The sequence below is a fragment of the Metabacillus flavus genome (assembly GCF_018283675.1).
Lineage (GTDB): Bacteria > Bacillota > Bacilli > Bacillales > Bacillaceae > Metabacillus_B > Metabacillus_B flavus.
Genome location: NZ_JAGVRK010000001.1, coordinates 4,005,519 through 4,026,853 on the forward strand (window position 1 = coordinate 4,005,519; position 21,335 = coordinate 4,026,853).

The window sequence follows — 21,335 nt, forward strand, 5'->3', positions numbered from 1 at the left end:
AGATCACACATATCACAGCACAAAAAAGACCACACCCCAAAAAGGGTGCAGCCTCTAAGCCCCTGGAGCGTCGTCAAACCTCCGCTCCAAGTTTACGAACTTGTTGTATTCTTTTACGAACGCCAGTGAGACGGTTCCTACGGGGCCGTTACGCTGTTTGGCGATGATGATTTCGATGATGTTCTTGTTTTCGGATTCTTTGTCGTAGTAATCGTCACGGTATAGGAAGGCGACGATGTCGGCATCCTGCTCGATACTTCCGGATTCACGGATGTCGGACATCATGGGACGCTTGTCCTGACGCTGCTCCACTCCACGGGAGAGCTGGGACAGGGCGATGACGGGCACCTTGAGCTCACGGGCTAGGGATTTCAGCGTTCTTGAGATTTCGGATACCTCCTGCTGGCGGTTGTCCTTGCTTCGGCCGCTTCCCTGGATGAGCTGAAGATAATCGATCAGTATCATGCCGAGGCCGGCCTCTTGCTTGAGGCGGCGGCATTTCGAACGGATCTCACTGACACGGATACCCGGGGTGTCGTCGATGTATATTCCTGCGTTAGAGAGGCTTCCCATGGCCATGGTGAGCTTTCCCCAGTCCTCGCTTGTCAGGTTACCGGTTCTTAAGTTTTGGGCGTTAATATTGCCTTCTGCACAGAGCATACGCATGACGAGCTGGTCGGCACCCATCTCGAGGCTGAAGATCGCAACGTTCTCGTCTGTCTTGGTCGCGACGTTCTGAGCAATATTCAGTGCGAAGGCGGTTTTACCAACGGAAGGACGGGCGGCAACGATAATTAGGTCGTTTCGCTGAAAGCCTGCCGTCATCCGGTCGAGCTCGGAGAAACCGGTTGGTATTCCGGTAATATCTCCTTTTCGGTTATGAAGAAGTTCAATATTATCATAGGTTTGAACGAGGACATCCTTAATGCTCTGGAAGGAGCCTGCGTTTTTGCGCTGCGCCACTTCCATAATGCTTTTTTCAGCATCTGTCAGGAGATCTGCAACTTCGTCTTCGCGCGTATACCCTTCCTGGGCAATCGTGCTTGCCGTCCGGATCAGTCTTCTTAGTATCGATTTTTCTTCTACAATTCTTGCATAATATTCTACGTTTGCCGCTGTTGGTACTGAGTTGGCAAGGTCCGTTAAATAGGAGACCCCTCCTATTTCTTCAAGCAGATTCACATCTGCGAGATCAGAGGTAACGGTGACCAGATCTACAGGTTCCCCCTTGTCGGTAAGCTGGAGCATTGTATTGTAGATTTTCTGGTGCGCAGCCCGGTAGAAATCTTCAGGTATTAATACTTCTGAAGCCATGGTGAGGGCTTGCGGTTCGAGAAAAATGGCTCCGAGTACAGCTTGTTCAGCATCTATATTCTGCGGCGGAATTCGGTCATTGAATAGTTCATTCAAGTTCGAGCACCGTCCTTTAAGTTAAAATGGCACGTACTTGTTCTATTATATAAGAAAAAGGTGATAGAAGCTGTAACAGATTTTTTCTCTGATCAGCTCTATCACCTCTCTGCTGCTTGGCATCCGCGGAAAACCCTGATCTTCCGCATTTTGTAAAACGCAGGCTTGGGTTAACTTTCCATGCTTATTCTTCGGTTACATGAACCTTTAGAGTTGCTGTCACATCGGTGTGAAGCTTCACAGGTACGTTTGTGTATCCAAGAGCGCGGATTGCATCCGGAAGGTCCAGTTTGCGCTTATCGATTTTAATAGAGTGGACCTTTTTCAGCTCATCGGCAATTTGCTTGCTTGTGATGGAACCGAATAGACGGCCGCCTTCTCCAGATTTCGCTTTTAATTCAACGGTAAGCTCTTCAAGTGTTTTTTTCAGCTCTTCCGCCTGCTGAAGCTCTTGTTCTGCTTCCTTGCTCTCTTTATTCTTTTGGGCATTTAGTGCAGACATTGCCGCATTGTTTGCTTCAACAGCAAGGCCTTGTTTAATCAGGAAATTGTGCGCGTAGCCGTCCGCTACGTTTTTTACCTCGCCTTTTTTTCCTTTACCTTTAACATCTTTAAGAAAAACTACTTTCATGCCTTAATTCCTCCTTCAAAATAGTCGCCAATTGCTTGCTTTAATCTCTCTTCCGCTTCTGCAACCGTGATGTCCTGAAGCTGGGTGGCTGCGTTCGTCAAGTGCCCGCCTCCATCCAGCGCTTCCATAATAAGCTGAACATTCACATCCCCAAGCGACCTTGCACTGATTCCAACCGTGTTTTCATTGCGCCTCGCCAGAACAAATGAAGCTGAAACTCCGCTCATGGAAAGGAGAGTATCCGCTGTTTGAGCAATGATGACTTGATCGAAATAGTCCCCATTTTCATCAGCGTCCATTGACAGCGCTACGCCATTTTCAAGCAGCTCGGTGTTTTGAATCAACTTGGAGCGTTTCACGAAATGATTGATGTCCTCTTTCATAAACTTTTGGACAAGAATCGTGTCCGCTCCCTTTGAGCGGAGATAGGATGCCGCATCGAAGGTTCTTGAACCGGTTCTTAGAGTAAAACTTTTTGTGTCCACTATTATACCAGCTAACAGAGCCGTTGCTTCAATCATTTTGAGCTTTAGGCGCTTCGGCTGGTATTCGAGCAGTTCCGTGACAAGCTCCGCTGTAGAGGACGCGTACGGCTCCATATAGACAAGCAGAGGATCTTTGATAAACTCCTCGCCTCGTCTATGATGATCGATCACCACTTTATCGTGAACGCGTCCCAGGAGCTTCTCATCGAGAACAAGGGATGGCTTATGTGTATCTACTACAATAAGCACCGTTTCTTCTGTCACCATTTCAAGCGCTTCTTCCGGTTTGATAAAATGGGCCCACAATTCAGTATGAAGCTTGAGCTCTTCTACAAGCCTTTGAACACTCGAATCTATTTCATTCTGATCAAGAACGATATACGCTTCCTTGTCGTTTACTTCTGCGACCTTCAATACGCCGATCGCTGCACCGATTGCATCCATATCCGGATATTTATGGCCCATAATCAGAACCTTGTCACTGGCGGTGACAATTTCCGTCATCGCATGGGATATGACACGGGCACGGACCCGGGTTCTTTTTTCCATCGGATTTGTTTTGCCGCCGTAAAACTTCACTTTGCCGTTAGACTGCTTAATGGCAACTTGATCTCCCCCGCGGCCTAAAGCAAGGTCAAGGCTTGACTGGGCCATATCTCCCAGTTCCTGAAGGGAGTGATGTCCGGCACCGATTCCGATACTCAGCGTAAGCGAAATGTTATATACGGCTGTTCGCTCGCGCACTTCATCAAGGACAGAAAACTTGGTTTTCTCCAATTTTTCGAGGATATGCTCATTTAAAACAGCAAGAAACCTCTCAGAGGAGACACGTTTTAAAAACAGCCCCTGTTCATTCCCCCATTTATTCAAAAGGGACGTCACTTCACTGTTAATCGTGCTTTTCGTCTGATCGTCCATCCCTTGCGTTACTTCATCATAGTTATCAAGGAAAATAAGGGCTAAAACAGTTCGCTCATTTTTATATTGTTTTTCAATCTCTTTTTGCTCCGTTACATCAAAGAAATAAAGCAGGCGTTCTTCTCTTTTAATAATCACCTTGAACTTCCGGTCATGAAGAGAGAGCGTTTCTGAATCAACCTCCTGTTTAATAAGAGGAATAAGCCCTTCAGCTACATCATAAAGCGTCCGTCCGACAAGCGTATCTTCATCAAAGCATGAAGCCAGGAACGGATTCGTCCATTCTATATAGTACTGATCATTAAACAGCATGATCCCGATCGGCATCTCCATCAGCGCTTCTTCTCCGACCTTTTTCAGCCTGTAAGAGAGGGTGGATATGTATTCTTCCATATCCGACTTCATTTTGGCGTCAGCCTGAATAAGGAGAATAATCGTTAAGCCCATAAGAAGAAGGCCTGCGAAGGATAGGATCCAGTTATAGTAAAAAAGGATTGCAAGAGCGATCACTGTTACGCTATATAGAGCGTATATAGGGTAACGAAATAAGCGCTTTTCATAAAAACTTGGCATCTGTTTCAGCTCCTCGCAACAGTGATACCGTTTTGTTAAACCATTAAGATTTTGGAGTAATTTTCTCCCTTAATCTGAATCCTATGTCAATTATACCTAAGAATTGAATCGGATAAAGCAAAAACGGAAGGAATAGGGAAATAATAACAACAACGATGGGGACGCTTTTTGATATTCCCTTGGTGTAAGCATAGTAAAACAGGAAAGAAAATCCTTGGATCACTAACAGAACCGTTAAAATAAAGAATACATTGGTCACAGCCATACTTGCGTAGGAACCCTTCTCAAATCCAATATAGCTAAGCAGAATGACCGCCAAGTAATACCAAGCAATACTCTTCGGCAGCTTCCATTCTCTGAATGGCTTTAAAGGCTTTACTTCAAGCTTCAGTCTCTTAAGAATAGAGGAAGCAATCGCATGAGTAATAATAGAGAAAAAGAAACTGCACATTACAGCAACTGTCGGCATTAAAGTGAAAAATTGTTCCATTTGAGTCCGCAGCAGCCTCATTTGTTCTTCCTTCGGAGGCTGACCCATCGTTTTCATTAAGGATGTCGCCATATTCATTGATTCCGTCATAATGGACTTGAATTCAGTTAGAGGATTCACTTGAAAAAAAAGAACCGAAATCACATAGCCTCCAAGGATGGTAGCAAGAAACGCAAGCGTTCCGCCAATGACAGCTGGTGCGCTTCCTCTTTTCTTATAAAGTGTACCCATGATGAGCCCTGTTAAAGCAGTGGGTGCTGCTGCAAGCAAGGCACTGATTGATCCTGTTATAAAAACGACCGGCAAAGACGCGGCAAACAAAAGAAGACTGCTCTTCGTGTCATGCCTTAATGCATATACAATGAAAGGAATAGGCAGGGCAAATGAAGTAATCATCCCCAGAAGCGGGACGGTGATGGTAATTAAGACGGCAACAGTAAAAAGAGCAAGCAAAATCGCTCCCTCTGTCAGGGCTTTCGTGCGTTTCACAGGTTCACCTCATTCAGCTTAAATCACAGAGGGAGAAAAATATCTCTCTGTCCGTAAAAATAAAAAACTGCTCTTGTAAGCAGCCTTCACCTTGTTATGTACGATTCAATTATATCATTTTTTGCGGGTAAAGAGTAATGGGCTGTACTCTTTGAGTTAGGCCGGAATGGAAGTGTCCGGATTCATGCGGATAATAATAAAAGACACTCACAGAATGAGTGTCTTTTGGGAATGTCTTATTCGCCTGTAACGTATGGAAGCAATGCCATTTGGCGTGAGCGTTTGATAGCAACAGTCAATTTACGTTGGTATTTTGCGCTTGTACCAGTTACACGACGAGGAAGAATTTTACCGCGCTCGGAAACGAATTTTTTAAGCAAATCAACATCTTTGTAGTCGATGTGCGTGATTCCGTTAGAGGTAAAGAAACAAACTTTACGGCGCTTCGCGCGACCGCCTCTGCGTCCTCCTGCCATTAGTCATACACTCCTTTCGAATTGGATTTTAGTTTTTAGAATGGCAAATCATCGTCTGATATATCAATCGGTTGTCCATCATTGGCAAATGGATCATCATCAAAGCTTGTACGGCCTTGATTGTTATTATTCCGCTGCTGATCTGAACCACCATATGATTTTTGGCCGCCCTGAGACTGGCCTCCATCATAAAAGTTATTGCTGTTTCCGCCACCGCCGCTGTTTCCAGATCCCTTAGGCTCTAAAAACTGCACGCTGTCGGCCACAACTTCAGTAACATACACACGGCGTCCTGTTTGATCCTCATAGCTGCGAGACTGCAATCTGCCTTCAACGCCTGCCAAGTTGCCTTTTTTCAAGAAGTTTGCCACATTTTCGGCCTGACGTCTCCATACGACACAGTTAAGGAAGTCTGCTTCCTTTTCCCCCTGCTGGTTCGTAAACGTACGGTTTACTGCAAGAGTGAAGGTGGCAACAGCTGCCCCCGCTGGTGTATAACGAAGTTCAGGGTCTTTTGTAAGTCTTCCGACGAGAACGACACGATTGATCATGAAGACCATCCTTTATTTAGAAAATTTATGATCGGCTGCAATTATTCTTCTTCTTTAATCACGATGTGACGAATGATGTCTTCGCTGATCTTTGCAAGACGGTCAAATTCTTGAACCGCATCTGCTTCAGAAGCAACTTTAACGATCTGATAGTAACCATCGCGGAAATCATTGATTTCATAAGCAAGGCGGCGTTTGCCCCACTCTTTCGTTTCCTTTACTTCCGCACCATTGTCAGAAAGAATTCCGCTGAAACGCTCAACAAGAGCTTTCTTCGCATCTTCTTCGATGTTTGGACGTACGATGTACATAATTTCGTAGTTTGTCATTACTCTACACCTCCTCTTGGTCTAAACGGCTCTCAAGCATATGAGAGCAAGGAGCAATATTCAATTACTCACAAGTTAGAATTATACCAAATGGATTGGGATTTGGCAAGGTGCTTCCCTTAATTTGAGGGGAAGCAGAGCGGTTTTGGTGTAAATGGTTGTGGAGGGTTCGAAATTTGATGAGTGGGGTGGTTATTTAGCTCTATTGTCGGAGGTGCCTGACCCGCTGTGCTTCACCGCAGCAGGGGACAGAGGCCTTAGTCTGTGAGCCCTTATACCGCAGGGGTTTCCAGAGGGTGGTGCCGGAGCTTTAGTTCGGTGAAATTTCAGGGGACTGGCACGGTGCCAGTCCCGTCCTGCTTCACCGCAGCAGGGGACAGAGACCGCAGTCTGCGAGCCCATAACCGCGCGGCTTTCCAAAGATGGTGCCGGAGCTTTAGTTCGGTGAAATCTTTGGGGACTGACCCCGTAAAGCACCGTCCGTCCCACCCAATCCCCCACAAAAAAAGAAGACTCCATCAGAGCCTTCTCTTTCAAATTAAACGTTAAAACGGAAGTGAATAACGTCTCCGTCTTTCACCAGATATTCTTTTCCTTCAAGACGGACTTTTCCGGCTTCGCGGGCTGCACCCATTGTTCCGGCAGCAAGAAGGTCTTCGTAATGAACGGTTTCGGCACGGATGAATCCGCGTTCGAAATCGGTATGGATGACTCCGGCACATTGAGGAGCTTTCATGCCAAGACGGAATGTCCATGCACGCACTTCCTGAACGCCTGCAGTAAAGTAAGTCGCAAGACCAAGCAGCTGATAAGTTGCGCGGATCAGCTGATCAAGTCCGGACTCTTCAATGCCAAGCTCTTCAAGGAACATTTCCTTTTCTTCCGCATCAAGTTCTACAATTTCAGATTCGATCTTTGCACAGACGACAATCACTTCTGCGTTTTCGTTCGCTGCAAAATCTCTCACTTTTTGTACGTAAGGATTTTTAGAGGAATCGGCTACTTCATCCTCGGCAACATTTGCTACATAAAGAATCGGTTTGCTTGTCAGAAGGTGAAGCTGCTTTACATGTTTCATCTGCTCTTCCGTGAACTCAACAGAACGGGCAGGTTTGCCGTTTTCAAACGCTTCTTTGAGCTTGGAGAGAATTTCATGCTCTGCTACTGCGTCTTTGTCCTTTTGCTTAGCAAGCTTTTCAACTCGGGATGCACGCTTATCAACAGACTCAAGGTCAGCGAGAACAAGCTCCAGGTTGATGGTTTCAATATCATCGATTGGATCGACCTTACCGGATACGTGCGTGATGTTTCCATCCTCGAAGCAGCGGACTACGTGAGTAATCGCGTCTACCTGGCGGATGTGGGAAAGGAATTTGTTTCCTAGTCCTTCACCCTTGCTCGCACCTTTTACGATTCCGGCAATATCCGTAAACTCAAAAGCCGTTGGAACGGTTTTTTTAGGCTGAACAAGCTCTGTCAATTTTTGAAGACGCTCGTCCGGTACTTCAACGATGCCCACATTCGGGTCAATCGTACAGAAAGGATAGTTGGCAGACTCTGCGCCAGCCTGTGTAATTGCGTTAAAAAGAGTGGATTTCCCTACATTCGGAAGTCCGACAATACCTGCAGTTAAAGCCATGTTTCGTTCAGCTCCTCTATGATAAACAAAGTCCGCTTTCCGGGCTTTGCTGTGTTAGGCCGTACTTTTGTAAACCAACCCCAATTATAGAAAGGAAATCAGGAAAACACAAGAAAAACCAGCCATTTTGGGTTATTCTGCCGGCGGTTCTGCTTTTACCAGCATCTTTTTCATCTTTCTTGTAAATTCCCTTCGTGGGATCATGACGCTGTGTCCGCAGCCTTCACACTTGATCCGGATGTCCATCCCGAGACGGATAATCTTCCAGCGGTTCGTTCCGCATGGATGGGGTTTTTTCATTTCGACGATGTCATTTAAATCAAATTCCTTATCCGCCACTTTGCTCACCCTTTCCAACAGATGGATCTTTTGCATCCCGGTTGTACATCACGATTCGAGGGAACGGGATATCGATTCCATGCTCGTCCATCACAAGCTTGATTTCCTTGCGGATCATTCTTGAGACGTAGAAATGCTGCATCGGTGCGGTTTCGCATACGACCCTGAGCGTAATTTCTGAAGGCCCGAAGTTATGGACGCCAAGCAGCTCCGGTACAGCAGCCATGTCCTCATACTTAGCCGGCAGGACGCGCAGCAGATCCCGGATGACTTCTTCCACATGCTGAATGTCCGATTCGTATGCAACGTTAATGTCTACGACCGCCGTACTATTATGAATTGAGAAATTTGTCACTTCCACGATACTGCCGTTCGGCAAAATGTGCAGCTCACCCGTCCAGCTTTTGATTTTGGTTGTCCTGAGTCCGATTTCCTCGACGGTTCCTTCAAAACCGCCGACGCGAATCACATCTCCGACGGAAAACTGGTCTTCAAAAATAATAAAGAATCCGGTGATGATGTCGCGCACAAGGTTCTGTGCACCAAAACCGACAGCCAGCCCGACAATTCCCGCTCCGGCAAGAAGAGCTTTGACATCCAGACTCATCGTTTCAAGAACCATTAAAAGAGCGGCAAAGTAAACCACATACGCTAAAACGTTGCTAAGCAATTTAGCGAGAGTATTTTCACGCCGTTCCGATATGCGAAGAGGGGATTTCCCTCTAAGCGAGAGTACTTTTTCTATGGTTATATTTCCGACCCGAATAATCAGAGCCGCCACAATAACAATCATAATAATTTTCAGGATCCCGAGTCCGATTCCGATCCAAAGTTCCTCGTTCAGCAGATATTCCTGTATTTTCGCATTGATCTTTTCATTCAAAGGATTCACTCCTGTCTATCTCATCATCTCTTTTTTTAAAAGGGTAAGATTCAACTAGCCTCTATTTTAGCAAGTTTTGCTGAAGTTTGACAGGGTGACGCGGAAAAAGTGGCAGCGTGTCAAAGTTGCATCCCCCTAGTATAGATTCCGCCTGTAATCCGTATACTGATAGTACTTTGAGTACAAGGGAGCTGGGCAGCGGCTATGAATCTAAAAACAGGATTGTTTTCATCTTTCAAGGATCCGGAACGCATTTATTATGAAGATCAGGATGCACAGGAGCTTCTGTCCTCCTGTATTCTGACGCTCCTCCCTAAGATGATGAGCAGGGAAATTGTTATTTTATGCATCGGAACAGACCGCTCGACTGGTGACAGCCTGGGGCCGATTGTGGGCACGAGGCTTGCAGAGAAGGGAATGGAGCGGTTTCATGTATACGGAACCTTGAAGGATCCCGTTCATGCCGTAAACCTGGAGGAATCAATTGCCTTCATTCAAGCATCCTACCGGAACCCTTTTATTATTGCGATTGATGCCTGTCTCGGGAAACTGAAAAGCGTCGGTTCGTTTCAGGTAGGTCAGGGACCTGTAAAGCCCGGAGCTGGAGTGAATAAAGACCTTCCGGCAGTCGGAGACATGCATTTAACCGGGATTGTTAATGTGAGCGGATTTATGGAATTTTTCGTTCTGCAGAATACACGGCTGCACTTGGTCGTGTCGATGGCGAATCTGATTGCCGACAGTCTGATTGATGCCGAGAAACGGCATGTGGTCCGTTCTTCTTGGATCAGGAGATCGCCAATCGCAAATTTAACTAAAAAAAGTAATGCTGAATCGTCACAAGCAGAATGATGACAGGGAGTGCCGGAAGGAGGTTCGCAACCCGGATTGATTTAATTTCGAGCATATTCAGCCCGATGGCGAGAATCATGACTCCGCCTGCTGCTGTCATTTCTGAGATGAGGGAGGAAAGAAGCTTTTCTTCAATAGAAGTCTGAATGACTCCCGCTAACAAAGCTATTGCACTTTCATAAAGGAAAACGGGAATAGCGGATAAAAGAACGCCGATTCCAAGTGTGCTTGCCAGGACCGCACTTGTAAATCCGTCAATCATCGATTTTGTCATAAGGACGCTGTGGTCTCCCCTTAAGCCGCTGTCGAGCGCCCCCACGATCGCCATGGCCCCAATGACAAAAATAAGAGTGGCTGTGACAAATCCTTCGGCAATGTTTCCGGATTTTGATTTCCCCATCCTTCTTTCAATCCATCTGCCGACAGCATGGAGCTTCTCCTCGAGATTGAGCACTTCTCCAATGACCGCACCTGCAATCAGGCTGACAATTACATAAAAGAAGTCCTCGCTTTTAAATGCCATCGTAATTCCCAAAATCGAAACAGACAAACCGATCGCAATCATGACGGTTTCCTTAATCCGGTCCGGAATCCTTGTTAAAAGCAGCCCAATGAGTGTACCTGCTGCGATGCCAAGGGCATTGATTAAACTGCCTAATAGAACCATAGTAAACTCTCCATTCGATGTTTTTGCACAGGAAAAAAAGAAGCCTCCAGCCTTTAAGGTTAGGAGGATTCTTCTGTGGACAGGAGTTCCAGAATTCTTTCCAGATCTCCTGAATCGGTAAATTCAATTTCGATTTTCCCTTTATTGTGCTGCTGCTTGATGGAAACCTTTGTACCAAAATATGCTTGAAGGGAGGTTTCCCGCTCCGCCAGAAAGAGGTCCCGTTTCAGCTGTTTTTTCGGATCCGGAGCTTTGCCTCCGCTTTCATTCAGCTGCTGAACGAGAATTTCGGTTTGTCTAACGTTAAGCTGCTCTTTAATTATTTTTTCAGCCAATAATTGGTATTTTTCTTTTTTCTTCAAACCGAGAATGGTACGTCCATGACCCATGGAAAGCTGGCCTTCATTGATCATCGTCTGAACGGCTGCCGGAAGCGTCAGCAGACGGAGATGATTAGCAATATGCGGACGGCTTTTTCCTAAGCGCTTGGCCAATTCTTCCTGAGTTAAATCCAGTTCGTCCAAAAGGGATTGATAAGCCCGGGCTTCCTCAACCGGAGTTAGATCCTCCCGCTGCAGATTTTCAAGCAATCCAAGCTCCATCATCTTCTTGTCGTCCAATTCTCTTACGACTGCCGGGACCGTCTCAAGTCCCGCGAGCTTAGCCGCACGAAATCGTCTTTCTCCTGCTACAATTTCATATCCCTTAATGGATTTCCTGACAATAATCGGCTGCAGAATCCCATAATGAAGAATCGAATTCTTTAATTCATCAATCGCTTCCTCCTGAAAGGTCTTGCGGGGCTGATAGGGGTTAGGGCGCAGGTCTTTGACTTTCAATTCCTGTACCATTTCTTCTTGGCTTGCCTGTAAAAGCGCTTCCAAACCTTTCCCCAGTCCTTTAGGCATTTGCAGCCACCTCCTTAGCAAGCTCCAGGTACACTTCCGCTCCTCTAGAGCGCGCATCATACAGGATAATCGGCAGTCCATGGCTTGGCGCCTCACTCAATCTTACATTTCTTGGAATAACGGTGCGGTACACTTTTTCACGGAAATATTTTTTTACTTCTTCAATAACCTGAATTCCGAGGTTAGTCCGGGCATCGAGCATCGTCAGCAGGACACCTTCGATCATCAGGTTCGTATTTAAGTGCTTTTGAACGAGCCGGACGGTATTCAGCAGCTGGCTGAGGCCTTCAAGTGCGTAATACTCACATTGCACCGGGATGATGACGGTATCGGCAGCTGTTAAAGCATTGATGGTTAACAGTCCAAGGGACGGGGGACAATCAATCAGGACATAATCATAGTTATGCTTTACCTTATCGAGTGCTCTTTTTAATCTTACTTCCCGGGAAATAGTCGGAACGAGTTCAATTTCTGCTCCTGCCAGCTGAATGGTTGCCGGGATCACGTGGAGGTTTTCAACGGCGGATGGACAAATGGCGGCGGCAGCCTCTCTATCTTCAACGAGAATATCGTATATGCAATACTCTACATCTGCTTTTTCGATTCCAATCCCGCTCGTTGCATTGCCTTGAGGATCTGTATCGACTAAAAGGACTTTTTTCCCTATATAGGCAAGGCATGCCCCAAGGTTTACGGAGGTTGTTGTTTTACCGACTCCGCCTTTTTGATTTGCTATGGCAATAATCTTTCCCACGAGGTTCACCTACTCCTGCATCTCTATAATCTTCTTTCCTTTTCAAAGGCCGGGGGTGCATCTGATTTGATTTGCGGTTTTAAAGCTATTATTCTATTTTAACAAAAAACGAGAGACAGGCGTCCTGGATTTTTCTAAATTCTTGAAAAACATGTGTAAAAAAACATGTGTAAAAAAAACTCTCCAATCATAGGATTAGAGAGTTACTTGGGAATTTTGATGGTGAATTGGATGTATTCTTCAAATTCCTCTTCTTCTGCATTAATCTGAACACCTGTATCCGCCACCATTGTGAGCGATTGTCTAATTGTGTTCATGGCAATTCTTGTGTCACGGCTGAATGCTTTGCGCTTCGGCTTTGGTTTCGGTTTATCTTTTTCAAGCATTTTGACCACGCGGTCTTCGGTCTGCTTCACATTCAGCTGTTTTTCAATGATGTCATGTAAAAGAGCCACTTGCAGTTCAGGTAATTTAAGCGGAATAAGCGCCCGGGCGTGGCGCTCCGTAAGCTGTTTTTGAAGAAGCGCTTCCTGCACTTCATCCGGAAGCTTTAATAGTCTCAGTTTATTGGCAACCGTAGACTGTCCTTTACCAAGTCTTTGGGCAAGCGCCTCTTGAGTAAGCTCATGCAGCTTAAGCAGCTTGGCATAGGCAAGAGCTTCTTCGATTGCGGACAATTCTTCCCGCTGCAGGTTTTCAATAAGGGCGACAGAAGCGGTTTCCTTATCATTAAAATCCTTTACGATGGCGGGAATCGTTTCCCATCCTAGTCTTTGAACGGCTCTCCATCTTCTTTCGCCTGCAATCAGCTCGTATTTGCCATCGGCCGGACGGACTACAATCGGCTGGATAATACCATGCGTACGGATTGTCATGGACAGTTCATCTATTTTTTCATCCGAAAAAATGGAACGGGGCTGAAATCGATTTGGCGTAATGTCGAGAACAGGAATCTGTTTGACTTCTTCTCTTGCTTCCACTTCTGCCTCTCCTGCTTCACTCTCCAAATTTTCTAGCGTCTGATCTGTTTCTTCCTTTTCTCCTATTCCGAAGAAACGGGAAAACGGATGCTTCATGTGAGTACACCACCTTTGGAAACTACCAATTTATAATTCTATTTTTTAGCCGGAATTCCTGCATGCCGCTGCTTGCTGGGGCACTTTTTAAAAATATGTATCATTCGATTGGTGTCTTGTTAGGTGTTCCGGGTTTGCGCGGATATTTACCAGGAGTCGGCTTTACTTTTTTGATGACAACGATGTTTCGTTCGCTTTCTTCAATCGGCAGCTGGAACTGATGAATCGATTCCGTTTTTCCTCCGAGAACGTTAATCGCTTTTTCTCCTGCCTGAAGCTCGTCCTCCGCTGCTGCTGCTTTTAAAGCGACAAAATGCCCGCCTTTTTTTACGAGAGGCATGCACAATTCACTTAATACAGACAAACGGGCAACGGCACGTGCCGTAACTACATCGTACTTTTCACGATGCTGTTTATTTTGGCCGAACGTTTCAGCTCGGTCATGATAGAAGGAGACATTGGTTAGCTTAAGACTTTTCGCCAGCTCTTCCAAAAAGGTGATCCTTTTATTTAATGAATCGACGATGGAAACAGAAAGCTGCGGAAAGCAGATTTTAATCGGCAGGCTTGGAAATCCCGCTCCGGCTCCAACATCGACGATGGAAAGCGGCTTGGAAAAATCAAAATGAAAGGCAGCACTGATTGAATCGTAAAAATGCTTCAGATAAACCTCTTCCTTGTCCGTAATGGAGGTAAGGTTCATTTTTTCGTTCCACTCAACGAGCAGACGGTAGTACGTATCAAATTGGGAGAGCTGTTCAGGAGAAAGGGGAATGCCTTTCTCCTCCAGCTTAGATTGGAATAGGGAAATGTCCATCACGAAATCCTTTCTTGGGCTTTATTCGTTTGCAACTTTCGCGATGCGGCCCTGCTCCATATAAACGAGCAGGATGGAAACGTCCGCAGGGTTCACACCGGAAATTCTGGAAGCCTGGGCCATAGAGAGCGGGCGCACTTCCTTCAGTTTCTGGCGCGCTTCGGATGCAAGTCCATTAATTGCGTCGTAGTCAATGTTTTCAGGGATTTTTTTATTTTCCATCTTTTTAAGTTTATCGACCTGCTGAAGAGATTTATCAATATACCCTTCGTATTTAACCTGAATTTCCACCTGCTCCGATACGTCAGGATCTACAGGGGATTCTGCAGGTGCAAGCTTTGCAATGTGGCTGTAGTTAATTTCCGGCCGTTTAAGAAGATCGCCAGCCCGGATTCCGTCCTTCAGCTCGCTTCCTCCGGTGGAACGGATCAGTTCCTGCACTTCGGCATTAGGTTTAAGGATCAGTTTTGCAAGACGAACTTTTTCTTTTTCGATGGCCGTCTTTTTCTCTGTGAATGATTGATAGCGGCTGTCACTGATCAAACCAATTTTATAGCCTGTTTCAGTCAGGCGCAAATCGGCATTATCATGACGGAGCAGCAAACGGTATTCGGCACGTGATGTCAACAGACGGTACGGTTCACTCGTCCCTTTTGTGACCAGGTCGTCAATCAGGACACCAATATAGGCATCGGAACGGCTGAGGATGACTTCTTCGCGGCCAAGCGCTTTTTGACCGGCGTTGATTCCCGCCATAATGCCTTGTCCCGCTGCTTCCTCATAGCCGGATGTGCCGTTAATTTGTCCTGCCGTGTAAAGTCCAGGAACTTTTTTCGTTTCCAGGGTCGGCCACAGCTGGGTCGGTACGATTGCATCGTACTCAATCGCATAGCCAGGTCTCATCATTTGAACATTTTCAAGTCCCGGAATGGTGCTGAGAATCTGCTTCTGAACATCCTCAGGCAGGCTTGTAGAAAGACCCTGCACATAAACCTCTTCCGTGTTGCGGCCTTCCGGTTCAAGGAAAATCTGATGGCGCGGCTTATCATTAAAGCGGACCACTTTATCCTCAATGGACGGGCAATAACGGGGGCCCGTACCTTTAATCATACCGGAATACATCGGCGAACGGTGCAGGTTGCTGTCGATAATCTGATGTGTTTCTGCACTTGTATAGGTTAGCCAGCATGGAAGCTGGTCTGTAATGAATTTGGTTGTTTCATAGGAAAATGCCCGGGGCTCCTCGTCGCCTGGCTGGATTTCCGTTTTGCTGTAATCAATGGTTTTGCTGTTGACACGGGGAGGCGTACCTGTTTTAAAACGGACCAGGTCGAAGCCAAGCTCCTGCAAATGCTCTGAAAGCTTAATGGATGGCTGCTGATTATTCGGTCCGCTGGAATAGGAAAGATCCCCAAGGATAATGCGTCCGCGCAAGAAGGTACCTGTTGTTAAAACGACAGTTTTTGAATGGTACTCCGCACCTGTTTGGGTGATAACGCCTCGGCATTCTCCTTCTTCAATAATCAGGCTGTCTACCATGCCCTGCATGAGGGTCAGGTTCGGTTCGTTTTCCATTGTTTTTTTCATTTCATGCTGATACGTAAATTTATCGGCCTGTGCGCGGAGCGCCCGTACAGCAGGTCCTTTTGCGGTATTCAGCATTCTCATTTGAATGTGCGTTTTATCAATATTTTTACCCATTTCGCCGCCTAACGCATCAATTTCCCGTACAACGATGCCTTTAGCGGGTCCTCCGACGGACGGATTGCAGGGCATGAAAGCGACCATATCAAGGTTGATCGTAAGAACGAGCGTTTTTGCGCCCAGTCTCGCGGATGCGAGAGCGGACTCAACACCTGCGTGGCCTGCACCAACGACGATTACATCATAATCACCAGCGTGGTATGCCAATGTTGTTTCCTCCTTTAATTGTAAAGCTGTATGTTTTATCTATATCCATTTTATTGAAGACTGAACCTGTGAGGCCGGCTCTTATTTTCCTAGGCAAAATTGAGAGAATAACTGATCAATCAGACTCTCGTGTACAGAGTCGCCGATGATTTCTCCAAGCTGCTCCCAAGCTCTCGTCAAATCGATTTGCACCATATCCACCGGCATGCCGGCTTCAATTCCATTGAGTGCTTCTTCAATGGACCGTTTCGCTTGAGTCATAAGGGCAATATGTCTGGAATTTGAAACGTACGTCATGTCACCCGACTGAATATCTCCCTTAAAGAATAAGGATTGAATCGATTCTTCGAGCCGATCGATTCCTTCTTCCTCTTTCAGGGATGTCGTCACGACAGGGCGGTCCTCCGCGAGAAGGCTGACCTTATCCATATTAATCTGCTGAGGCAGATCCGTTTTGTTGATAATCACAATGACATCCATGCCTTTTACTGCTTCAAACAGCTGCTCATCCTCAAATGTGAGCTCGTCGCTGTAATTGAGTACAAGAAGGATTAAATCGGCTTCCTTCAGGACTTGGCGGGACCTCTCAACCCCAATCCGCTCAACGATGTCCTCAGTCTCACGTATACCGGCTGTGTCTACAAGCTTCAGAGGCACGCCTCTTACATTTACATACTCTTCTATAACGTCGCGTGTTGTTCCGGGTACATCCGTAACAATTGCCTTGTTTTCGTGTACCAGACTGTTAAGCAGCGAGGATTTCCCGACATTCGGACGCCCAATGATGACAGTGGACAATCCTTCTCTCAGTATTTTCCCCTGACTTGAGGTCTGGAGGAGCTTCTCTATTTCAGTCTTGACATAAGTCGCTTTTTCTACAAGCATCTGATGCGTCATTTCTTCCACATCATCGTACTCAGGATAATCAATATTCACTTCGACATGGGCCAATGTTTCAAGGATTTCCTGGCGAAGCTTTCTGACAAGCGTTGAAAGACGGCCTTCCATTTGACCCAATGCTACGTTCATGGCTTTATCCGTTTTAGCCCGGATCAGATCCATAACCGCTTCTGCCTGGGAAAGGTCAATCCGTCCATTCATAAATGCCCGCTTTGTAAATTCCCCGGGCTCTGCCAATCGGGCACCGCTGTTCAGCACGAGCTGAAGGACACGGTTAACCGAAACAAGTCCTCCGTGGCAGTTAATTTCAATTACGTCCTCACGCGTGAAGGTCTTCGGGCCTCTCATAACGGAAACCATCACTTCTTCTGCAACCTCATTTGTTTCAGGATCGATGATGTGGCCGTAATGAATGGTGTGGGAAGCTGCATCTTCAAGCTTTTTTCCTGCAGGCGCTGCAAAAACACGGTCCGCTATCGCTACCGCTTCTTCACCGCTCAATCTGACAATGGCGATTGCTCCTTCACCCATAGGTGTGGATATGGCTGTAATTGTGTCGAATTCCAAGTCGTTCACCTCACTCTAATGCAATCTATCTATGTGGGAAAGTTTTTAAATAAAAAAGAAGGTCATCAAAACTTTAAGATACCATATTCGGCAGGTAAAAGGAAGTTTGGAGGTAGAAGGAGTTATTCACAGACATTCTATCGTTCGTCCTATATTTTAACTTATCCACATGTGAATAACAATATTTGCAGGAGGAATTCGAGGGGGATTTTTATGAGCTGTTCACAAATTGCCGGGGACAGGGTAAATGCAATCTGATTTTTTTCAAACGCTTTTCCCGCAAACTTTTTTTAAAGCAGATGGGTGATTGCTCACTTCCGCGGAACACCGTGCCTGATAGATCTCATCTGTCTCTCAGATTTTACTGCTATCAGCATAAACAGAAAAAAACTATTAAAGCTTCAGAAAAAGAGCCCACAAAAAAACCAGCCGCTGAAGGCTGGTTATCGTTTTGGAGCAATGACTATATGACGCCTCGGCTCTTCTCCTGCGGAAAAGGTGACGACTTTTTTGTTGCGGGCGAGCGCAGCGTGAATGATTTTCCTCTCATAGGAAGGCATTGGCTCAAGGGCCAGTTCCTTTGATGAGGCAAGCGCCTGGCTGGCGAGCTTATTCGCAAGCTGGACAAGAATTTCCTCACGGCGCTCCCGATAGGACTCGGCATCGACTGTGACATGAAAATACTGATCCGAATGCCGGTTGGCGACAAGCTGAGTTAAATACTGAAGGGAATTCAGTGTTTGGCCTCTTTTGCCGATCAGAAGAGCAATGTCCTCACCCTCGATCAGGAAGGTGAGATTTCTTCCCTTTTGAATCTTCTCTACAGTGGCTTTTACGCCCATTTGTTCAATGACTTGAAGCAGGTAGGCATGTGCTTCCTCGCCCGTTTTTTCATTCATTGCCTTTTTAACCGCGGGCTTCGGCTCTTCCTGAAGAGGTTCCGCTTCAGCGAAAACTTCTTCAGGCTGCACCATTTCTTCTTCAGTTGGAGAAGGATCTGATGTTTTTAAGACAGCTTTTACAACCGCCTGTCTTTTACCGAAGCCAAGGAACCCTTTTCTTCCTTCAATCACGATTTCAATTTCGGCGTCTTCTCTTTTAGCATTAAGCTTTTTCAGCGCGGCTTGAGTTGCTTCTTCAACGGTTGAACCGGCAGCTGTTGCCTCAATCACTTTTTAGCTCCTGCTTTTTGAGGAGATTTTTGAGCATTAGCTTTTAAATCCGGTCCTTTGATAAGCAGGGATTGTACGATCATAAAAATGTTTCCGACTACCCAGTACAAGGACAGGGCCGCAGGGAACGTAATGGCGAAAACAACGATCATAATCGGCATGAGCCATACCATCATAGCCATCTGCGGATTTTGATTTTCTGTACCCGCCATCATAATTTTCTGCTGAATAAACGTCGTGATCCCGGCGACAACCGGCAAAATATAGAATGGATCTTTATCTCCAAGGTCGAACCAAAGGAATGCGTGCTCCTTAATCGCTTCCGTTCTCATGATCGCATGATAGAACCCGATCAGTATCGGCATTTGAACTAGCAGCGGGAAGCACCCTGCAAGAGGATTGACTCCGTGTTTTTGGAACAGTGCCATCGTTTCCTGCTGAAGCTTTTGCTGTGTCTGCTGATCTTTAGAGCTGTATTTCTCGCGAAGCTGTTTCATTTCCGGCTGCAGCGCTTGCATAGCCTTTGAGCTTCTTGTCTGTTTGATCATCAGGGGCAGAATCGCAAAGCGGATGAGAATGGTTACGATGATAATAGCCAAACCGTAGTTTGCTGTTGCGGCACTGCCGCCGGTTAAATCTGCAAAATAGGTAATAACCCATGATAGAGGGTAAACAATATACTGATTCCAAAACCCTGTGCTTTTATCCGTAATCGGCTGATTGACTTCCGTACAGCCGGATAAGAGGGTTACTAGACCAACTAATCCAAGAACTAACCAAATACGCCTCTTCAAACTGTATCCTCCTAACAGCATGTCTATTTTTAATGTATTCATTGTCTGTGAGTTTACCGATCCAACCACGATTAATGGCGGTTCAAGAGTATTTTACCATCTTTTATTTAGAATTTGTTTTTTCTTTTCAAACGTTTAACGACATCATTTTTCACCATTTTTTTTCTTAGCCAAAAGCCTTGCCTTTTTAAATAGGTGAAACAGACTGTTTCGAACTTCCTCGTAGTTTAATTCGGCCGCCGGTTTCCTGGCGATAACAATATAGTCCTTCCCCGTGGAAAGGAAATCCTTCTCTTCTAAAAAAATCTGTTTAACGAGCCGTTTAACCCGGTTTCTCGTCACGGCATTTCCTATTTTTTTGCTAACGGATAATCCCAGTCTGAACTCTTTTTCTTCTTCTCTATGAAGCGTATAGATCACAAATTGCCGATTCGCAATGGATTTGCCTTTTCTGAATACCTGCTGGAAGTCTTCGTTTTTCTTAATCCGATTCTTTTTTTTCATGCTGACTCCACTCCGCTTTTATTGCTCTCTAACCTGATGATTATTTTCTTCTCCCTAAAGGGTTGCCCATTTATCGGGCGTTTAAAAACGATTTTAATGAAAAAAAAACCACTGACGTTTTCAGTGGCTTATGCGGATAATACTTTTCTTCCTTTACGACGGCGAGCAGCTAGAACTTTACGTCCATTTTTAGAGCTCATGCGCGCACGGAAGCCGTGTACTTTGCTGTGTTTGCGTTTATTTGGTTGATAAGTACGTTTCATTATATGCACCTCCCTGAGGAATAGCTGTTAAAGACAGTCCTTACAAGTATAGAGACCTTACCATGTAAATGTCAATAGCCAAAAAAAATAGATTAGACGATAGATTTTTTCAGCGCGGCGATCTCCAGCCAAATCTGTCCTGTGGACAACTTTTTCGCCGCTTTTTTATTATCCACACCCTTTATCGACATGTTTTTCACAAAATCCAGGAATGTGGACAATTTTTTTCGACAGGCTGTTTCTTCTGTGGATAAGTTTCAGCCCCCATTGCAACAAATGGTTTATTTTGATATTATATTTGTGTTTTCACTCTTGATAACGAATTGACCGGTTTTTGTTTATCCACAGTTTGTGGATAACGTGTGGAAAGTTGATAACATCGTGTTCGTAAGCTTGTCCACAGCTAGGGGCATTTTGTCGAAAACCTGCTTTTCTACTATATTATATCGTTATCAACAATTCAATATCGATGAATAAATATTCAAAGGGTGCCGGAGTGTTTGTACAACTTCTGTACAAGGCTGCCGGCATACCTGTTTTTTTCGTGACCGAAAATAAATAAAGATAGATAGAGAGTCTTGGATAAGGAGGGACAGAGCAGCTAATGGAAAATATTTCGGATTTATGGACAAAGGCGCTGGGAGAGATTGAAAAAAAAATCAGCAAACCCAGTTATGATACGTGGCTCAAATCGACGAAAGCCCATGCTCTTCAGGGGGACACACTGACGATTACAGCACCAAACGAATTTGCGCGGGACTGGCTTGAGAGCCGCTACCTGCATTTAATCGCCAACATTATCTATGAATTGACGGGTGAAGAACTTGCCGTCAAATTCATTATCCCGCTGAATCAGGATGAAGAGGACTTTATTCCGAAGACACCGGCGAAGCCTCCTGAAAGAGATGGAGACAATCAGATTGAAATACCGCAGAAC

The 21,335-nt window shown here is 45.6% G+C and carries 23 protein-coding genes; 2 read left to right on the forward strand and 21 right to left on the reverse strand.

The features are described 5' to 3' along the window. Positions 1–54 precede the first annotated feature (54 nt). The 10 genes from dnaB to J9317_RS20350 form a co-directional block, all read right to left on the reverse strand. The gene (gene dnaB, locus J9317_RS20305; RefSeq protein ID WP_211561969.1) at positions 55–1,410 is read right to left on the reverse strand and encodes a replicative DNA helicase; all 1,356 of its coding nucleotides are present in this window, start codon (positions 1,408–1,410) and stop codon (positions 55–57) included. A 184-nt stretch (positions 1,411–1,594) separates the two neighbouring features. Then, positions 1,595–2,041, reverse strand: a complete 447-nt coding sequence (gene rplI, locus J9317_RS20310) for a 50S ribosomal protein L9 (RefSeq protein ID WP_211561970.1) — start codon at positions 2,039–2,041, stop codon at positions 1,595–1,597. Further along, positions 2,038–4,017, reverse strand: coding sequence for a DHH family phosphoesterase (locus J9317_RS20315; RefSeq protein ID WP_211561972.1), 1,980 nt, complete (start codon positions 4,015–4,017; stop codon positions 2,038–2,040). The genes rplI and J9317_RS20315 overlap by 4 nt, the downstream gene beginning before the upstream one ends. A gap of 43 nt (positions 4,018–4,060) precedes the next feature. Then, the gene (locus J9317_RS20320) at positions 4,061–4,996 is read right to left on the reverse strand and encodes a YybS family protein (protein WP_211561974.1); all 936 of its coding nucleotides are present in this window, start codon (positions 4,994–4,996) and stop codon (positions 4,061–4,063) included. 236 nt (positions 4,997–5,232) lie between these two features. Further along, the gene (rpsR, locus tag J9317_RS20325; RefSeq protein ID WP_035408497.1) at positions 5,233–5,472 is read right to left on the reverse strand and encodes a 30S ribosomal protein S18; all 240 of its coding nucleotides are present in this window, start codon (positions 5,470–5,472) and stop codon (positions 5,233–5,235) included. Between the two features lie 35 nt (positions 5,473–5,507). Further along, positions 5,508–6,023, reverse strand: coding sequence for a single-stranded DNA-binding protein (gene ssb, locus J9317_RS20330; protein ID WP_211561976.1), 516 nt, complete (start codon positions 6,021–6,023; stop codon positions 5,508–5,510). A gap of 41 nt (positions 6,024–6,064) precedes the next feature. After that, positions 6,065–6,352, reverse strand: a complete 288-nt coding sequence (rpsF, locus tag J9317_RS20335) for a 30S ribosomal protein S6 (protein ID WP_211561978.1) — start codon at positions 6,350–6,352, stop codon at positions 6,065–6,067. 538 nt (positions 6,353–6,890) lie between these two features. Then, positions 6,891–7,991: a redox-regulated ATPase YchF gene (gene ychF / locus J9317_RS20340; protein ID WP_211561980.1), complete on the reverse strand. Its 1,101-nt coding sequence runs from the start codon at positions 7,989–7,991 to the stop codon at positions 6,891–6,893. A 132-nt stretch (positions 7,992–8,123) separates the two neighbouring features. Further along, positions 8,124–8,330, reverse strand: coding sequence for a DUF951 domain-containing protein (locus J9317_RS20345; protein ID WP_211561982.1), 207 nt, complete (start codon positions 8,328–8,330; stop codon positions 8,124–8,126). After that, positions 8,320–9,222 (reverse strand): mechanosensitive ion channel family protein, encoded by a 903-nt coding sequence (locus J9317_RS20350; RefSeq protein ID WP_211561984.1) that lies wholly within the window; start codon positions 9,220–9,222, stop codon positions 8,320–8,322. The genes J9317_RS20345 and J9317_RS20350 overlap by 11 nt, the downstream gene beginning before the upstream one ends. Positions 9,223–9,417: 195 nt before the next feature. Between J9317_RS20350 and yyaC the strand changes: the two genes are divergently transcribed. Then, positions 9,418–10,065 (forward strand): spore protease YyaC, encoded by a 648-nt coding sequence (gene yyaC, locus J9317_RS20355; RefSeq protein WP_211561986.1) that lies wholly within the window; start codon positions 9,418–9,420, stop codon positions 10,063–10,065. Here the strand turns inward: yyaC and J9317_RS20360 are convergent. The 11 genes from J9317_RS20360 to rpmH all read right to left on the reverse strand — a co-directional run bounded on the left by J9317_RS20360 (position 10,028) and on the right by rpmH (position 20,398). Further along, positions 10,028–10,732, reverse strand: coding sequence for a DUF554 domain-containing protein (locus tag J9317_RS20360; RefSeq protein ID WP_211561988.1), 705 nt, complete (start codon positions 10,730–10,732; stop codon positions 10,028–10,030). The two genes, yyaC and J9317_RS20360, sit on opposite strands and share 38 nt — an antisense overlap. A gap of 59 nt (positions 10,733–10,791) precedes the next feature. Beyond that, positions 10,792–11,640 carry a ParB/RepB/Spo0J family partition protein gene (locus J9317_RS20365; protein WP_211561990.1) on the reverse strand — a complete coding sequence of 283 codons (849 nt, stop codon included), beginning with the start codon at positions 11,638–11,640 and terminating at the stop codon, positions 10,792–10,794. Continuing rightward, on the reverse strand, positions 11,633–12,394 hold the full coding sequence (locus J9317_RS20370) for a ParA family protein (protein WP_211561992.1): 762 nt from the start codon (positions 12,392–12,394) through the stop codon (positions 11,633–11,635). Before J9317_RS20370 ends, J9317_RS20365 begins: the two co-directional genes overlap by 8 nt. A gap of 203 nt (positions 12,395–12,597) precedes the next feature. Further along, positions 12,598–13,470 carry a nucleoid occlusion protein gene (noc, locus tag J9317_RS20375; protein WP_211561994.1) on the reverse strand — a complete coding sequence of 291 codons (873 nt, stop codon included), beginning with the start codon at positions 13,468–13,470 and terminating at the stop codon, positions 12,598–12,600. A 100-nt stretch (positions 13,471–13,570) separates the two neighbouring features. Then, positions 13,571–14,287 carry a 16S rRNA (guanine(527)-N(7))-methyltransferase RsmG gene (gene rsmG / locus J9317_RS20380; RefSeq protein ID WP_211561996.1) on the reverse strand — a complete coding sequence of 239 codons (717 nt, stop codon included), beginning with the start codon at positions 14,285–14,287 and terminating at the stop codon, positions 13,571–13,573. Between the two features lie 21 nt (positions 14,288–14,308). Next, positions 14,309–16,198: a tRNA uridine-5-carboxymethylaminomethyl(34) synthesis enzyme MnmG gene (gene mnmG, locus J9317_RS20385; RefSeq protein WP_211561998.1), complete on the reverse strand. Its 1,890-nt coding sequence runs from the start codon at positions 16,196–16,198 to the stop codon at positions 14,309–14,311. Between the two features lie 81 nt (positions 16,199–16,279). After that, positions 16,280–17,665 (reverse strand): tRNA uridine-5-carboxymethylaminomethyl(34) synthesis GTPase MnmE, encoded by a 1,386-nt coding sequence (gene mnmE / locus J9317_RS20390; protein ID WP_211561999.1) that lies wholly within the window; start codon positions 17,663–17,665, stop codon positions 16,280–16,282. Between the two features lie 443 nt (positions 17,666–18,108). Next, positions 18,109–18,837, reverse strand: coding sequence for an RNA-binding cell elongation regulator Jag/EloR (jag, locus tag J9317_RS20395; RefSeq protein WP_211562001.1), 729 nt, complete (start codon positions 18,835–18,837; stop codon positions 18,109–18,111). Beyond that, positions 18,834–19,652 (reverse strand): YidC family membrane integrase SpoIIIJ, encoded by an 819-nt coding sequence (gene spoIIIJ, locus J9317_RS20400; protein WP_211562527.1) that lies wholly within the window; start codon positions 19,650–19,652, stop codon positions 18,834–18,836. Before spoIIIJ ends, jag begins: the two co-directional genes overlap by 4 nt. Positions 19,653–19,775: 123 nt before the next feature. After that, entirely contained in the window at positions 19,776–20,135 is a 360-nt protein-coding gene (rnpA, locus tag J9317_RS20405) for a ribonuclease P protein component (RefSeq protein WP_211562003.1), read from the reverse strand. A gap of 128 nt (positions 20,136–20,263) precedes the next feature. Continuing rightward, positions 20,264–20,398 carry a 50S ribosomal protein L34 gene (gene rpmH / locus J9317_RS20410; protein ID WP_082883743.1) on the reverse strand — a complete coding sequence of 45 codons (135 nt, stop codon included), beginning with the start codon at positions 20,396–20,398 and terminating at the stop codon, positions 20,264–20,266. Between the two features lie 604 nt (positions 20,399–21,002). Here rpmH and J9317_RS20415 point away from each other — a divergent pair. Next, a partial coding sequence (locus tag J9317_RS20415; RefSeq protein WP_284143289.1) for a DnaA N-terminal domain-containing protein occupies positions 21,003–21,335 on the forward strand: 333 nt, incomplete at its 3' end.

Bases quoted from the DNA above. Each gene is read 5' to 3' on its own strand.
- rplI (WP_211561970.1), bottom strand. From the start codon at position 2,041: ATGAAAGTAGTTTTTCTTAAAGATGTTAAAGGTAAAGGAAAAAAAGGC.
- rpsR (WP_035408497.1), bottom strand. From the start codon at position 5,472: ATGGCAGGAGGACGCAGAGGCGGTCGCGCGAAGCGCCGTAAAGTTTGT.
- J9317_RS20365 (WP_211561990.1), bottom strand. From the start codon at position 11,640: ATGCCTAAAGGACTGGGGAAAGGTTTGGAAGCGCTTTTACAGGCAAGC.
- spoIIIJ (WP_211562527.1), bottom strand. From the start codon at position 19,652: ATGCTGTTAGGAGGATACAGTTTGAAGAGGCGTATTTGGTTAGTTCTT.
- ychF (WP_211561980.1), bottom strand. From the start codon at position 7,991: ATGGCTTTAACTGCAGGTATTGTCGGACTTCCGAATGTAGGGAAATCC.
- rpsF (WP_211561978.1), bottom strand. From the start codon at position 6,352: ATGACAAACTACGAAATTATGTACATCGTACGTCCAAACATCGAAGAA.
- ssb (WP_211561976.1), bottom strand. From the start codon at position 6,023: ATGATCAATCGTGTCGTTCTCGTCGGAAGACTTACAAAAGACCCTGAA.
- rnpA (WP_211562003.1), bottom strand. From the start codon at position 20,135: ATGAAAAAAAAGAATCGGATTAAGAAAAACGAAGACTTCCAGCAGGTA.
- rpmH (WP_082883743.1), bottom strand. From the start codon at position 20,398: ATGAAACGTACTTATCAACCAAATAAACGCAAACACAGCAAAGTACAC.
- J9317_RS20360 (WP_211561988.1), bottom strand. From the start codon at position 10,732: ATGGTTCTATTAGGCAGTTTAATCAATGCCCTTGGCATCGCAGCAGGT.
- rsmG (WP_211561996.1), bottom strand. From the start codon at position 14,287: ATGGACATTTCCCTATTCCAATCTAAGCTGGAGGAGAAAGGCATTCCC.
- J9317_RS20315 (WP_211561972.1), bottom strand. From the start codon at position 4,017: ATGCCAAGTTTTTATGAAAAGCGCTTATTTCGTTACCCTATATACGCT.
- noc (WP_211561994.1), bottom strand. From the start codon at position 13,470: ATGAAGCATCCGTTTTCCCGTTTCTTCGGAATAGGAGAAAAGGAAGAA.
- yyaC (WP_211561986.1), top strand. From the start codon at position 9,418: ATGAATCTAAAAACAGGATTGTTTTCATCTTTCAAGGATCCGGAACGC.